Source organism: Terrabacter terrae (assembly GCF_039529575.1).
GTDB classification, from domain to species: domain Bacteria; phylum Actinomycetota; class Actinomycetes; order Actinomycetales; family Dermatophilaceae; genus Terrabacter; species Terrabacter terrae.
The window spans coordinates 16,418-30,787 of record NZ_BAAANB010000021.1; the positions used below are offsets into that span (position 1 = coordinate 16,418).

The window sequence follows — 14,370 nt, forward strand, 5'->3', positions numbered from 1 at the left end:
TGAGGGTCACTTGACGGAAGGGGCCCCTTGTCGACAAGGTAAGCAAGCGCTTAGTCCATCGCGAGGAGCAGCATGCCCGACACTGCAGTCGTCACCGGGGCCGCCCGGGGCATCGGGCGCGCCATCGCGTCCCGCCTGGCGCGCGAGGGCTGGCGGCTCGTCGTCGCGGACCTCGACGCAGCCGCGCTCGCAGAGGTCGCCGAGGAGCTCGGTGCACTCGCCGTTCCCGGCGACACGTCGACCGACGCAGGCGTGCGCCACCTGCTCGAGACGGCATACGCCCAGCTGGGGCGCGTCGACGTGTTCTTCGCCAACGCGGGCATCGGCACGCTGGCGGGCCTGGACGCCTCGGACGCCGACTGGGCCCGCGCGCTCGACACGAACGTCTTGGCGCACGTGCGTGCCGCGCGACTGCTCGTGCCGCGCTGGCTCGAGGCGGGCGGTGGCCGCCTGGTCGTGACCGCCTCCGCGGCCGGGCTGCTCACGATGCTCGGCGACGCTCCCTACTCGGTCAGCAAGCACGCCGCCGTCGCCTTCGCCGAGTGGCTGAGTGCCACCTACCGCCACCGCGGCATCGTCGTCCAGGCCATCTGCCCCCAGGGCGTGCAGACCCGGATGCTCGAGGAGTCGGGCCCCCTCCAGGAGCTGCTGACGCGCGACAGGGCCGTCAGCCCGGACGAGGTCGCCGAGGCGGCCTGGCAGGCGCTCGCCGGCGACGAGTTCTACGTGCTGCCGCACCCCGAGGTCCGCGACTACTCCGCGCAGCGCGCCGCCCATCCCGACGCCTGGCTCGCCGGCATGAACCGGCTCCAGCAGAAGCTCGACCAGACCCGCACCCCCAACGAGGAGAACGCATGACCGAGCAGCCCCCCACCCAGCGCACCGCCATCGTCACCGGAGCCGCGCGCGGCATCGGCGCCGCCGTCGCCAAGCGCCTGGCCTCCGACGGGTATGCCGTCGCCGTCCTCGACCTCGACGAGTCGGCTTGCGCGGCAGTGGTCTCCGAGATCGAGGCAGCAGGTGGCAAGGGCCTGGCCGTGGGCGTCGACGTCTCCGAGGAGGGCGGCGTACAGGCGGCCGTGGAGCGCGTCGCCTCCGAGCTCGGGGCTCCGACGGTGCTCGTCAACAACGCCGGCATCATCCGCGACAACATGCTCTTCAAGATGACGACCGACGACTGGGACGCCGTCATGAACGTCCACCTCCGCGGCTCGTTCCTCATGACGCGTGCCACCCAGAAGCACATGATCGACGCGAAGTTCGGCCGCATCGTCAACCTCAGCTCCACCTCCGCCCTCGGCAACCGCGGCCAGGCCAACTACTCCGCTGCCAAGGCCGGCCTGCAGGGGTTCACGAAGACCCTGGCCATCGAGCTCGGCAAGTTCGGCGTGACGGCCAACGCCATCGCCCCGGGCTTCATCGCCACGGACATGACGCGCCAGACCGCCGAGCGCATGGGCATCACCTTCGAGCAGTTCCTGGAGGGCGCGGCTAAGGAGATCCCCGTCGCCCGCGTCGGCCAGCCCGAGGACATCGCGGCCACGGCCTCCTTCCTCGTCAGCGAGGAGGCCGGGTTCGTCTCCGGCCAGGTCATCTACGTCGCCGGCGGGCCGAAGGACTGACGTGCCGGACGCCGACCGCACCGACCCGCCGGGACTGCCGCTCGACGCGCTCCGGGGCTTCCTCGACCGTGAGGCCCACGGCCTGCTCGACGGGCCGCTGACCGGACGGGTCGTGGCGGGCGGCAAGTCCAACCTCACCTACGAGGTGGGCGACGGCGCGAGCATCGTCATCGTGCGCCGCCCGCCTCTCGGCCACGTGCTCGCCACCGCGCACGACATGGTGCGCGAGCACCGCGTCATCACCGCCCTGCGCGACACCGCCGTCCCCGTCCCGACGACGTATGCCGTGTGCGACGACCCCGACGTCATCGGCGCGCCCTTCTACGTCATGGAGCGTGTCGCCGGCACGCCCTTCCGCTTCGAGGCCCAGCTCCAGCCGCTGGGGCACGAGCGGGTGCGGTCCATCAGCGAGCGCATGGTCGACACGCTCGTCGCGCTCCACGCGGTCGACCCGGCGGAGGTGGGCCTGGCGGACTTCGGTCGTCCCGAGGGCTTCCTCGAGCGGCAGGTCCGGCGCTGGAAGCAGCAGCTCGACGCCTCGCGCAGCCGGGACCTGCCCGGCATCGACGAGCTCCACGCGCGGCTCGCGGAAACCGTTCCGGCACAGAGCGACACGACGATCGTGCACGGCGACTTCCGCCTCGACAACCTCCTCGTCACGGCCGACGACGAGGTGTCGGCGGTGCTCGACTGGGAGATGGCGACGCTCGGTGACCCGCTGACCGACGTGGCCCTGCTCGAGGCCTACCAGCGACTCCCGCTCCTCATGGACTCCGTCACCGTCTCGGACGTCTCGCGGGCCCCGGGCTTCATCAGCGGGCCGGAGCTGCGCCAGAGGTATGCCGCTGCGAGCGGACGTGACCTCGGGCACCTCGCCTTCCACCTCGGGCTCGCCTACTTCAAGCTCGCGGTGATCCTCGAGGGCATCCACTACCGCTACACCCGGGGCCAGACGGTCGGGAGCGGCTTCGCCGGCATCGGCGAGGCCACCGTCCCGCTCGTCCGAGCCGGCCTCGCCGCCGTCAAGGAGAGCTGACATGGACTTCGGATTCGACGCCCGCACCGAGGAGCTGCGCTCGTCGCTGCTCCGCTTCATGGACGAGCGGATCGTCCCTTCACTGCCCGTCTTCGACGAGCAGGTGGCCACGCTGCCGGACCGCTGGGCGTGGAGCACGGTGCCCGTGCTGCAGGAGCTGCGCCAGGAGGCGCGCGACCTCGGCCTGTGGAACGTCTTCCTCCCCGGCGAGCACGGAGCCGGCCTGACGAACCTGCAGTACGCCCCGCTCGCCGAGATCACCGGCCGGTGCATCCGTCTCGCGCCGGCGGTGCTCAACTCCGCCGCGCCCGACACCGGCAACATGGAGGTGCTGGCCCAGTTCGGCACCTCCGAGCAGCAGGAGCGGTGGCTGAAACCGTTGCTGCGTGGCGAGATCCGCTCGGCGTTCGCCATGACCGAGCCTGACGTCGCCAGCAGCGACGCCACCAACATCGAGCTGTCGATCCGGCGGGACGGCGACGACTACGTCATCAACGGGCGCAAGTGGTGGATCACCGGGGCGATGAACCCCGAGTGCGAGGTCTTCATCGTCATGGGCAAGACCGACCCCGACGCCGACCGGCACCGCCAGCAGTCGATGGTCCTCGTCCCGCGCGACACCCCCGGCGTCGAGATGGTCCGCGGCATGGAGGTCTTCGGCTACGACGACCACGACCACGGCGGCCACGCCGAGCTGCGCTTCACCGACGTCCGCGTCCCGGCGAGCAACCTCATCGGCGCGGAGGGCACCGGTTTCGCCATCGCCCAGGCACGCCTCGGCCCCGGACGGATCCACCACTGCATGCGGTCGATCGGCCTCGCCGAGGTCGCCGTCGAGGCGATGTGCCGCCGCGCGTCCGAGCGCGTCGCCTTCGGCCGTCCGATCGCCGAGCAGGGCGTCGTCCGTGACTGGATCGCCGAGTCCCGCGTGCGCATCGAGCAGCTGCGCCTGCTGGTGCTCAAGACGGCCTGGCTCATGGACACCGTCGGCAACAGGGGCGCGCACACGGAGATCCAGGCCATCAAGATCGCCACCCCCAAGACCGTCGAGTGGATCCTCGACAAGGCCATCCAGGCGCACGGCGCAGCCGGCCTCAGCCAGGACACCGAGCTCGCGGGCGCCTTCGCCGGCATCCGCACCCTGCGCTTCGCCGACGGCCCCGACGAGGTGCACAAGAACGCCCTCGCCAAGGCCGAGCTGCGCAGGTATGCCGCCCGCTGACGGCCCGCACCCCGGCACCCGCCGCGCCACCCGGCATACGCCCCCGACGACCTGACCGCCCGCCCGCACGACCGCACGAAGGGACCGACGATGGACTTCGACCTCAGCGCCGAGGAGCGCGAGATCCGCGACTGGGTGCGCACCTTCGTGCGCAAGGAGATCGTGCCGCTCGAGCCGCAGGTGCTCGAGCGCGAGCGACGGAACGAACGGGGACTGACGGGCGAGGAGCTGAAAAGCCTTCAGGACAAGGCTCGCGCGTCGGGCTTCTTCGGCATCCAGACGCCGGAGAGCCACGGCGGCATGGGTCAGGGCGCCGTCGTCGCGGCACTCATCGAGATCGAGCTCGGCCGCTCCTTCGTGCCGTTCCGCTTCGCCGGCGAGGCCGACAACATCCTCTTCTCGGCCACCGAGGAGCAGCAGGACACCTACCTCCGTCCGACCATCGAGGGCACCCGAAAGTCCTGCTTCGCCATCACCGAGCCCGGCGCCGGGTCCGACGCGCGGGCCATTCGCACGAGCGCCCGACGCGAGGGCGACGAGTGGGTCATCAACGGGGAGAAGACCTTCATCACCGGCGGCAACGAGGCCGACTTCGTCATGGTCTTCGCCGTGACGGACAAGGAGAAGGGCGCCGACGGCGGCGTCACCTGCTTCCTCGTCGACCGCGACCGGGGGTGGACGAGCACCCCGATCGACACGATGGGCGAGTGGGGACCGGCCGCCCTCGTCTTCGACGACGTACGGGTGCCGCACTCGGCCATCCTCGGCGAGGAGGGCAAGGGCTTCGAGCTGGCCATGCGCTGGATCGGCAAGGGACGCTACATGCTCCCGGCCCGCGCGCTCGGCTCGTGCGAGCGGCTCGTCGAGATGGGCATGGAGTGGGCCCGCAACCGCGTCACCTTCGGGCAGCCCATCGCCGAGCGGCAGGCGATCCAGTGGATGGTCGCCGACTCCGCGGTCGAGATCGAGGCGCTGCGCTGGCTCGTCCTGACGGCCGCCTGGCAGGTGGACCGTGGCCTCGACTCGAGGCAGTCACAGTCGATGGCCAAGCTCTACGGCGGCGTCAAGGCCAACGAGATCGTCGACCGTGTGCTCCAGATGCACGGCGGCATGGGCTACACCCGCGAGCTGCCCGTCGAGCGGTGGTACCGCGAGCTGCGCCTGCTGCGGATCTACGAGGGCACCGACGAGATCCAGCGCCGCACGATCGCCCGCAACCTGCTCAAGCGGCACGCCTCGGTGCGCGGCCACCTGGGCTGAATCGGCGAGGACGGCCGGACCGCCGAGGACACTGGAGCGATGGCAGGTGCACCTGCAGCCGCGAAGCAGTTCAACAAGCTCGCCATCCACCTGGCGGGGCGCCGGTTCCTGCCGGTGTGGGCGGTGCTGCACCACCGGGGGCGCTCGACCGGCAGGGAGTACGCGACGCCCGTCGCGGTCCTCGCCACACCGACCACGTTCGTCATCGGCCTGCCGTGGGGCCGCCGCACCGACTGGGTGCGCAACGTACGCGCCGCCGAGGGCTGCACCATCCGGTGGAAGGGTCGCGACTTCAGGTGCACCGCACCGACGTTCGTCGACAGGAGTGTCGCCCTCGCGGCGTCGACCGGCCTGGCAAGGCGGGTCATCGAGCGACGTGGCATGGCGGGTGGCTACCTCCAGCTCGCGCGAAGTCCCGCTCCAGAGGGGTAGTGGCGCCGGACCGCGGGTCCACCTCCACCGCCTCGCCTCCGGATATCGCATACTGCGCCAGGACACCCGAGCGGGCACTGCGGACATATCGTGAGCATCGGGACAGCTCCACCGACGGCAGTCCCGTCCGGGGTGGTCGCGGGATAGGGGACAGGGTGCGCAAGGGCGAGACGTGGGAGGTGCTGGCGCTACGCCGGCTCACCGAGCTGATGAACCGCGTCAGCGCCCAGGACGACCTCTCGGTCCTCTTCGACATGGTGGTCGACGGCGCCGCCGACGTCGTGGGTTTCAAGGTGGCCGCGATCAGCATCGTCGTCCCCTCGGGCGATGTGGAGGTCGTCGCCGTCGCGGGCGACGAGGACGCCCGCTCGGAGCTGCTCGGCCGGCGCACCGCCCGGGAGACCCTGGAGGCCGAGTTCGCCGTGGCCGAACGGTGGGGCAGCCTGCGCTTCGTCCCGGCCGGACAGCTGCCGGCCGGGTCGGCGGACGGGTGGGTCTCCTCCGACTGGCCGGCCCCGACGCCCGAGGACGACCCGGACGCGTGGAACCCGCAGGACACGTTGATCGCGCCGTTCTTCGACGCGGTCGGGGAGCTGCTCGGCATCCTGTCCGTGGACCTGCCGCTCAGCGGCCGGCGCCCCGACGCGACCCGACGAGCGGTGCTCGAGCTCTTCGCCAACCAGACAGGCATCGCGGTCTCGGCAGCCCGCCAGCGGCATACCCTCTCGGAACGGGTTCGTCTGGCCGAGGCGGTCCAGACGGTCGCCCGCATCGCCCAGGAGGACCTCGACCCGGCGAAGGTCGTCGACGTCGCCGCCGCGCCCATCTCGGCGGGCCTCGCGGCCGCCGGACTGTGGCTGCGGGCGTTCGGCGCAGAGGACGACGACGAGCGCGAGAGCGTCTCGGCGCGCAGCGGTGCCCCCGTGCATGCCCCCGTCTCGCTCGTCGACACCGCGCGGCGGGCAGCCATCAGTGGCTGGCGCGCCGGTGTGGTCGCCGTCGTCGGCAGCGGGCAGGCCTCGCCCGCGTCCTTCTGGTGTGCGGACGACGTCGAGCGAGCCGAGTCCTTCCTCGCGTCCGCCGGGGCGCGCTCGTTGCTCATCGCGCCGATGGGCTCGGGGTCGAGCTGCTTCGGCTACATCGCCTGCACCCGGGGTCCGTCGGACCCGGACTGGACCGATGCCGAGGCCGAGGCGGCCCTGGAGATGGGTCGTGACCTCGGCCGCGCCATCCGGAACGCACGGTTGTATGCCGTCGAGCGGCGCGTGGCTGCCGAGCTGCGCGAGGCGGACCGGGGCAAGACGCAGCTCTTCTCGACGGTGTCGCACGAGCTGAAGAACCCGCTCGCCTCGATCGTGGGCCACGTCGAGCTGCTCCGGCAGGAGCCGGACGGCAACCGTGACTGGTCGCTCGGCGTCATCGAGCGCAACACGGAGCGGCTCCAGCGCCTCGTCGACGACCTCCTGACCCTCTCCAGGGTGAGCGACCCCGACCGGGCGCTGCCCGAGGCGGACGTCGACCTCGGAGAGGTGTCGCGCGAGGTGGTCGACATGTTCCGCCCCCGCGCCGACACGCAGCAGGTCAGGCTCACCTTCGAGCGGCAGGACGAGCTCCCGCTCGTGCGCGGCAGCGCCGGGGACCTGGAGCGGGTCGTGCAGAACCTCGTGAGCAACGCGGTGAAGTTCACTTTGCCCGGCGGCAGCGTGGCCGTGTCGGTGGCCAACCGGCGCAACCGGGTGGTCCTCGAGTGCGTCGACGACGGAGTGGGCATATCGGCCGAGGACCAGGCGGGGCTGTTCACGGAGTTCTTCCGCGGCACCAACCCCGCGAGCCTCCGGGTCCCCGGCACCGGTCTGGGCCTGAGCATCGCGCAGCGTGTGGTGGTCAAGCACGGGGGCCGCATCGTCGTGGAGTCCGAGCCGGGCCGCGGCACCAGCGTCCGGCTCCTGCTCCCGGCCCGCTGACGGACCCGCCCTGCAACCGCCGGCCGTCGAACAGCGACGTCAAGGGCCTGTCAACGAAGCCCAGCGGCGGGTAAAGTCGCAATGCGAGACATCGGGGACTCGCGGACCGCACCACCGGCTCGCCGTTGGTTCGCTCCGGGAGCGTCTCGCTGAGTCCTGACCCCTCAGGCCCCCGAAAGGGGTGAGCGATGACAGACAACTCCTCCGCCGACTCCCGAGCCCTGCTGGTCGACCTCCTGCTTCGCAAGGTCGCCGCAGACACCTATCCGTCGAACACGATGATGGACTACCTCGAGGAGCTGCTGCTCCCCGACGAGGTGCCGGCGTACGTCGCCGTTCTCGCGCAGAAGGTGCGCGACGACACCTATCCCAGCATCTCCATGCTGCGCCGCCTCGTCGACCTCTCGAGACCCGCGTAGCAAGACGAACCGGTCATTCGGGGACGAAGCCGACAGGCAGTCGTCTCCGCGGTTTCGTCTGTGTCTGATACGTCGCACTTCTAGCGAAATGCCTTGTGGCACAAGGGCTTTCGTCAGGCCACTTCGTTACCTGTGCTTTCTCAGCGGGTAACCATGAAATCGAAGGAGGTGGGCCGCGACCTGCAGTCCGGACGGGCAGCATCGCGGCTTGGGTCTATGTCTGTACCGACCAGGATCGTTGTGGGTGTCGCGGGTGGGTACCTGCTCGGGCGCACCAAGAAGCTCCGCCTCGCTCTCGCGTTGGGCGGCCTGTTGGCGGGCCGGAAGCTGGCGTCCCAGGGCCAAGGCGTGCAGGGCCTGCTGGGTCAGGGCTCGAAGCTGCTCGAGAGCAACCCCCAGCTGAAGGAGCTGCAGAACCAGGTGACGGGTCACCTGCTCGAGGCCGCGCGTGAGGCGGCGCTGGTGGCGGCGGCCTCCCGCATCGAGGCGCTGACCAAGTCCCTGCAGGGGCGCCAGGAGAGTGGCGAGGACCAGGGTGGCGGGCAGCAGGGCGCTGAGGCTGCCCTCGAGTCCGCGGTCGGGGGAGTCACGGGCTCGCTCGGTCTCAAGAAGCGCTCCGGCAAGGGCAAGAAGGAGGCCCCGTCCGACGAGGAGCAGCAGGACCAGGCCGGAGGCCAGGAGTCGGACGAGGAGCCCGAGGACGAGGGCTCCGAGGAGCAACCGCAGGACCGGGTCGGTGAGGGCGACGAGGACGAGTCCGAGGAGGAGGGGGCCGACGAAGAGAGCTCCGAGGAGCAGCCGCAGGACCGTGCCGCTGAGGAAGACGAGGAGTCGGACGACGAGGGGGCCGACGAAGAGGGCTCCGAGGAGCCCCAGGACCGGGCCGGCGGCGCCGGCGATGAGCAATCGGGTGAGGACTCCGATCAAGATGGAGCAGGCGCGCAGTCGGGCCAGCGGGAACGACTCCGCGGGCGCCTGCGTCGTCGGCGTCCTGACGGAAGCAAGGGGGGCTCCAGCGGTTCCGGAGGTTCCGCCGCCTCCGAGGACGAGGCCACACCGCGCGACGTAGCCAAGAAGGTCTCCGCCAAGAAGGCCAGCAAGCGCGTGGCCGAGAAGGGCCGGTGACCACCATGAGCGAGAGCATGGGTCGATCCCGCCTCAAGGACGCCTCGAGTGGTCTCCTGCAGACCCTTGGCCAGAAGGTCGTCGGCTCGGTCGGTAACCGGGTCAGCGGGCTGACGGAGCGGCTGGAAGGGGTCGCCAGCGGCAGCCCTTCGACCAAGGCGCTTGTCGGTTCCGGGACGTCCGTCGTCAAGGGCGAGAGCCCTGTCAAGGGCGCCGTCAAGGGCATGGCCTCAGGCATCAAGGACAAGGTCACCAACGCCATTCCGGGCCTCGGCGGAGGCAAGGGTGGCGGCGGCTCGAAGTCGCCGAAGGCGACCAAGGCCACCAACTTCCAGGAGATCATCGACGTCGGTGTGCCCATCAGGGTCGCCTACAACCAGTGGACCGAGTTCGGCAGCTTCCCGAGCTTCATGAAGAAGGTCAAGAACGTCGACACCCCCGAGGACACCAAGACCGCCTGGAAGGCGCAGGTGTTCTGGTCGAGCCGGACGTGGGAGTCCACGATCCTCAAGCAGGTGCCGGACGAGCGCATCGTGTGGCGGTCGAAGGGGCAGAAGGGCCACGTCGACGGGACGGTGACCTTCCACGAGCTGAGCCCGAGCCTGACGCGCATCATCGTCGTCCTCGAGTACTACCCGCAGGGTCTCTTCGAGCGGACCGGAAACCTGTGGAGGGCCCAGGGGCGCCGGGCCCGGCTGGAGGTCAAGCACTTCCAGCGCCACGTCATGACCCGCACGATCCTCGACCCCGACAGCGTCGAGGGCTGGCGAGGAACGATCGAGGACAGCGAGGTCGTGACGACGCACGAGGACGCCCTCGAGCAGGAGGCCCAGCAGCGCGAGGCCGAGGAGCAGGAAGGTCCTGACGGCGAAGAGGGCGCCGAGGGCGCTGAGGAGCAGGGAGGTCCTGAGGGCGAAGAGGGCGAAGAGGGCGCCGAGGAGCAGGGCTCCGAGTCCGAGGAACAGGGCCCCGAGTCCCCGGAGGAGGGCTCCGAGGAGGAAGAAGGCCCTGAGGGCGAAGAGGGCGCCGAGGACGATGAGGGCGCCGAGCGCGAGGAGGGCGCGGAGGACGAGGAGGGCGCCGAGGACGAGTACGACGAGGACGAGTACGAAGACTCCGAGGAGGGCGACGAGGACGACGAAGAAGGCGAGGGCGACGAAGAGTCCGCCGAAGACGAGTACGACGAGGACGAGGGCGACGAAGAGGACGACGAGGACGAGGACGACGAAGAGGACGACGAAGAAGGCGAGGACGACGAGTACGAAGAGGACGAGCCGCCCGTCAGGCGGTCCGCGCAGCACGGATCGGCGAGGTGACCCCATGAGCTCGGCGCCCGTTCCTGACCCAGGAGGTGCAGCATGACCGTGCAGACCCATCGTCGAGGCGGCGGAGGAGGCTACCTGTCGCGTCCCGCGCCCAGCGGCCTCGCCGACGTCATCGACATCATCCTCGACAAGGGGATCGTCATCGACGCGTACGTCCGCGTCTCGTTGGTCGGCATCGAGCTGCTGACCATCGATGCCCGGATCGTCATCGCCAGCGTGGACACCTACCTGCGCTTCGCGGAGGCGACCAACCGGCTCGACCTCTACGAGAAGGGCGGGAAGGACCTCCCGGAGCTGGTCCACGACATGCAGCACAGTGGCGCCTCCGGCAAGACCTCCGGGGCAGTCGAAGGCGTGAAACGCGCACTCACCCGAGGCGGCGACGACGAGAAGAACCAGGAGCGTCGCCCCGCCAAGAAGTCCACCTCGTCCGCAGGCTGAGCAGCGAAGGTTCGCGATGACACCCACCGGCTCCGCCCGACCACCCCTCGACAGCGGCCCCGAGGACGAGCTGTTCGTCTACGGCATCCTGCCCGTGCAGGACCTCGATACCGGCGAACAGGCCCTGGTGGGGCTGCAGGGGTTGGACGCCGGACCGGTGGAGTTCGTCCGGTTCGGCGGCCTGGCCACCGCGGTGTCGCACGTCGACGTCGACCGGCGACCGGGCCGCCGGGCCGACCTGCTCGCGTACCAGTCCGTCCTCGACGGTCTGGCGCAGGTCGGACCGGTGGCTCCCGTGCGCTTCGGGTCGGTGATGCCCGACGCGGACACCGTGGTCGCCGAGCTGATGGCGCCGGATGCCGCACACTTCGTCGCCCTGCTCGAGCGGCTGCGCGGGCGGCGGCAGTTCAACCTCAGGGTCACGCCGGTCGAGGAGGCGGCCATCGGCGAGCTCGTGGCCGGCGACCCGGAGATCCGACGGCTGCGCGAGCGCACGCGCAACGTACCCGAGGACGCCTCCTACCGCGACCGGGTGCGGCTCGGCGAGCTCGTGGCGCACGGTCTGGAGCAGCACAACGCGCAGGACGCCGACATGGTCCTGGACGTGGTGGAGCCCCTGGCCGACGAGCACCTCGTGCGGACGCCACCGTCGGCCACGGAGGTCCTCGACGTCGCGCTGCTGGTCGACGACACCCGCAGCGGGGAGCTGGTGGATGCCCTCGAGGACTGCGCGGAGGCCTGGCACGAGCGGCTGCGCCTGCGGCTGGTCGGCCCACTGGCCCCCTACGACTTCGTCGGGGAGCGCTCATGGGCCTGATCGGCGGGATCTTCCTGCTGCCGCTGGCGCCGCTGCGTGGCCTCACGGCGGTGGCCGAGCAGATCCTGCAGCAGGCGGAGGACATCTACTACGACCCGGCGACCATCCGGAGCGAGCTCGAGGCCCTCGACCGCCTTCGCGAGGACGGCGAGATCGACGAGGCCACAGCCATCGCACGCGAGGACGAGCTCATCGAGCGGCTCATGGAGGCGCAGGAGAGGGGGCGCCATGGCTGACACGGGGGACACCGCCGAAAACGTCAGCGACCACGCCGGCGAGGACGCCGGCGAGGACGAGCGACAGCGAACGAGCAGGGGCGAGCGCCGTCCCCCCTCGGGCGACGGTGCACCCCGAGCAGCCAGGCGCCCGATGGACAAGCGCCCGAAGCGCCCGAAGCCCCGGATGAACGGGCGCACGGCCGCCAGGGAGGCGGCGCTCTCCCTCACCGACCTCACCGGCAAGGAGTTCGAGGGCATCGTCGGCATCCGGAAGTCCGGCGACGACTGGTCGATCGAGGTGGAGGTGCTCGAGATGCGGCGCATCCCCAGCACCACCGATGTCCTCGCCGTCTACGAGGTGACGATCGACGAGTCGGGGGAGCTCGTCGGCTACGAGCGCAAGGCGAGGTATGTCCGCGGCGACGCGCGGGAGGAGCGCGAATGACGGAGCGCTCCACGCCGCCACCTGCGGGCCCCGAAGCAGCGGTCCCGGCCACGTCCGGAGCCGGGACCGCGCCACGGCAGTACTACTCGTCCCAGCGCGGGCCGGCTGGGCCGACCGGCGGCTCCCAGCCGGCAAGCCTGGCCGACATCCTCGAGCGGGTGCTCGACAAGGGCATCATCATCGCGGGCGACATCCGGATCAACCTGCTCGACATCGAGCTGCTCACCATCAAGCTGCGCCTGCTCGTCGTCTCGGTGGACAAGGCCTACGAGATGGGCATCGACTGGTGGCGCCACGATCCCATGCTGACCGTGCGTGAGCGCGGGCTCGACGAGGAGAACCGGCTGCTGCGCGAGAGGATCGCCGAGCTCGAGGGCCACGACGGAGCCTCCCGACCGGCCGCCTCCTCGGACGGGACCCCCCCGGACGAGACCGCCGCAGACGAGACCGCCCCCGACGAGACAGCCGCCGACGATGCCGAGGCCCAGTCGGGTGGGGCCTCCTCGTCGACGCCGAGGTGAGAGCCGTGGGGACATCGCGCGACGCCTCCCAGGTGTCGACGGCCGGGGCCGGCGCCCCGCCCCCGGGCACCGCGAGGTACCTGTATGCCGTGTGCCGGGGGCTGCCCGAAGGCGCCCTCTCGCAGGTGCGCGGCATCCACGACAGCCTCGTCGAGCTCGTGCCGTACCAGGACATCGTCGCCGTGGTCAGCACCGTGCCGATGGACTCCTTCGGCGAGGAGGCGCTGCGCCGCCACCTCGAGGACCTGGCGTGGCTCGAGTCCACGGTGCGGGCCCATGACGCGGTGATCCAGGCCGTGGCAGCCCGGGCGCCCACGGCTCCGCTGCGGTTCGCCACCGTCTGCTTCGACGACGACGCGGTACGCGCCCGGCTCGAGGAGCGGTACGTCCCGCTCACCCGCGCCCTCGACCGGGTGCAGGGCTGTGGCGAGTGGAGCGTGAAGGTCCTTGCCCCGGCCCCGGCCCCGGCGCTCGGCGCCGCGGCGAGACCGGCGGGGCTGACCGGTGCGGAGTACCTGCGACTGAGGAAGGAGCAGTCCCAGCGGCGGACCGACGCGGACGAGCAGGCGGCCGCCACCGCGCTGGTGATCCACGAGGACCTGGTCGCGCGCTCCCGGGCCAGCCGTCGGCTCCCGGCGCAGGACCCGCGCCTGTCCGGCCACTCGGGCACCATGCTGCTCAACGCGGCATACCTCGTGCCCGACGACGACGCGGACGCCTTCGAGGCGGCGATCTCGGGGCTGCGCAGCGACCACGGCGACGTGGTGGTGGACGGGCGTGGCCCCTGGCCGCCCTACTCCTTCGCGATGCTGGACGAGCAGTGAACGCGACGCCTTCGCAGGCAGCACCGGTGGCGGCGGCAGACCAGCGCCGGGCGCCGGGCAAGCCGGCGCGCGACCTCGCTCCTATCGCCCTCGTGGACCTGCTCGACCGGCTCCTCGGGTCGGGCGTCGTCGTCGCCGGCGACGTGGTCGTGTCGCTGGCCGGTGTCGACCTCGTGGAGATCCGGCTGCAGCTGATGATCAGCGCGGTGCGCGCCGAGATGGCCCGGGATCGCCGAGGGGAGGCGCGATGAGCGAGTGGGCCTGGGACGACCTGGTCGGGGCGGGCACGCCGGACGAGCCTAGCCCGCGGCCGCCGGAGCTCGCACTGCCTCGGGCCCTGCTGCCTCAGCGGCTCGAGACCGACGCCGATGCCGTGGCCCGCGACCTCCTCAAGCTGGTCCTCACGATCATCGAGCTCGTCCGTCAGCTCATGGAGAAGCAGGCCCTGCGACGGGTGGAGGAGGGTGACCTCACCGACGAGCAGGTCGAGGGGCTGGGCCAGGGGCTGATGCACCTGGAGGAGGCCATGGACGAGCTCAAGGAGCGCTACGGGCTGACGGCCGACGACCTCAACCTCGACCTCGGCCCCCTCGGCACGCTGTTGTAGGCGCGCCCAGGGGCACGACCCGCGTACGCGTCTCCCTCGAACGCTCGTACGCGTCTGCTGCTCGCCGCTCGCCGGCTCGCCGGTGCCCGCCG

General features: G+C 71.2%; 18 protein-coding genes. All 18 read left to right on the forward strand.

The window, feature by feature from the left end:
* Positions 1–72: 72 nt before the first annotated feature.
* The 18 genes from ABD194_RS10105 to ABD194_RS10190 all read left to right on the forward strand — a co-directional run bounded on the left by ABD194_RS10105 (position 73) and on the right by ABD194_RS10190 (position 14,278).
* Entirely contained in the window at positions 73–858 is a 786-nt protein-coding gene (locus tag ABD194_RS10105; RefSeq protein WP_343990864.1) for an SDR family NAD(P)-dependent oxidoreductase, read from the forward strand.
* The gene (gene fabG, locus ABD194_RS10110) at positions 855–1,622 is read left to right on the forward strand and encodes a 3-oxoacyl-ACP reductase FabG (RefSeq protein ID WP_343990866.1); all 768 of its coding nucleotides are present in this window, start codon (positions 855–857) and stop codon (positions 1,620–1,622) included. Before ABD194_RS10105 ends, fabG begins: the two co-directional genes overlap by 4 nt.
* 1 nt (position 1,623) lies before the next feature.
* Entirely contained in the window at positions 1,624–2,658 is a 1,035-nt protein-coding gene (locus ABD194_RS10115) for a phosphotransferase family protein (RefSeq protein WP_343990868.1), read from the forward strand.
* Position 2,659: 1 nt separating this feature from the next.
* Entirely contained in the window at positions 2,660–3,880 is a 1,221-nt protein-coding gene (locus ABD194_RS10120) for an acyl-CoA dehydrogenase family protein (protein WP_343990870.1), read from the forward strand.
* 90 nt (positions 3,881–3,970) lie between these two features.
* On the forward strand, positions 3,971–5,140 hold the full coding sequence (locus tag ABD194_RS10125) for an acyl-CoA dehydrogenase family protein (RefSeq protein WP_343990872.1): 1,170 nt from the start codon (positions 3,971–3,973) through the stop codon (positions 5,138–5,140).
* Between the two features lie 39 nt (positions 5,141–5,179).
* Entirely contained in the window at positions 5,180–5,572 is a 393-nt protein-coding gene (locus ABD194_RS10130) for a nitroreductase family deazaflavin-dependent oxidoreductase (protein WP_343990874.1), read from the forward strand.
* Between the two features lie 155 nt (positions 5,573–5,727).
* A complete protein-coding gene (locus tag ABD194_RS10135) occupies positions 5,728–7,536 on the forward strand; it encodes an ATP-binding protein (RefSeq protein WP_343990876.1) in 1,809 nt (602 codons plus the stop codon).
* Between the two features lie 188 nt (positions 7,537–7,724).
* The gene (locus tag ABD194_RS10140; protein WP_343990878.1) at positions 7,725–7,955 is read left to right on the forward strand and encodes a hypothetical protein; all 231 of its coding nucleotides are present in this window, start codon (positions 7,725–7,727) and stop codon (positions 7,953–7,955) included.
* 240 nt (positions 7,956–8,195) lie between these two features.
* Entirely contained in the window at positions 8,196–9,080 is an 885-nt protein-coding gene (locus ABD194_RS10145; RefSeq protein WP_343990880.1) for a hypothetical protein, read from the forward strand.
* Positions 9,081–9,085: 5 nt separating this feature from the next.
* Complete coding sequence (locus ABD194_RS10150; RefSeq protein ID WP_343994101.1) at positions 9,086–10,396, forward strand: SRPBCC family protein; 1,311 nt, start codon at positions 9,086–9,088, stop codon at positions 10,394–10,396.
* Positions 10,397–10,438: 42 nt separating this feature from the next.
* On the forward strand, positions 10,439–10,846 hold the full coding sequence (gvpJ, locus tag ABD194_RS10155; protein WP_343990882.1) for a gas vesicle protein GvpJ: 408 nt from the start codon (positions 10,439–10,441) through the stop codon (positions 10,844–10,846).
* A gap of 16 nt (positions 10,847–10,862) precedes the next feature.
* Positions 10,863–11,663: a GvpL/GvpF family gas vesicle protein gene (locus tag ABD194_RS10160; protein WP_343990884.1), complete on the forward strand. Its 801-nt coding sequence runs from the start codon at positions 10,863–10,865 to the stop codon at positions 11,661–11,663.
* Positions 11,654–11,899 (forward strand): gas vesicle protein GvpG, encoded by a 246-nt coding sequence (locus ABD194_RS10165; protein WP_343990886.1) that lies wholly within the window; start codon positions 11,654–11,656, stop codon positions 11,897–11,899. Before ABD194_RS10160 ends, ABD194_RS10165 begins: the two co-directional genes overlap by 10 nt.
* Positions 11,892–12,326, forward strand: a complete 435-nt coding sequence (locus ABD194_RS10170) for a gas vesicle protein GvpO (RefSeq protein ID WP_343990888.1) — start codon at positions 11,892–11,894, stop codon at positions 12,324–12,326. The genes ABD194_RS10165 and ABD194_RS10170 overlap by 8 nt, the downstream gene beginning before the upstream one ends.
* Complete coding sequence (locus ABD194_RS10175) at positions 12,323–12,847, forward strand: gas vesicle protein (RefSeq protein ID WP_343990890.1); 525 nt, start codon at positions 12,323–12,325, stop codon at positions 12,845–12,847. The genes ABD194_RS10170 and ABD194_RS10175 overlap by 4 nt, the downstream gene beginning before the upstream one ends.
* Positions 12,848–12,852: 5 nt before the next feature.
* Positions 12,853–13,671, forward strand: coding sequence for a GvpL/GvpF family gas vesicle protein (locus tag ABD194_RS10180; RefSeq protein ID WP_343990892.1), 819 nt, complete (start codon positions 12,853–12,855; stop codon positions 13,669–13,671).
* On the forward strand, positions 13,668–13,922 hold the full coding sequence (gene gvpJ, locus ABD194_RS10185) for a gas vesicle protein GvpJ (protein WP_343990894.1): 255 nt from the start codon (positions 13,668–13,670) through the stop codon (positions 13,920–13,922). The genes ABD194_RS10180 and gvpJ (ABD194_RS10185) overlap by 4 nt, the downstream gene beginning before the upstream one ends.
* Complete coding sequence (locus ABD194_RS10190) at positions 13,919–14,278, forward strand: gas vesicle protein K (protein ID WP_343990896.1); 360 nt, start codon at positions 13,919–13,921, stop codon at positions 14,276–14,278. Before gvpJ (ABD194_RS10185) ends, ABD194_RS10190 begins: the two co-directional genes overlap by 4 nt.
* Positions 14,279–14,370 lie beyond the last annotated feature (92 nt).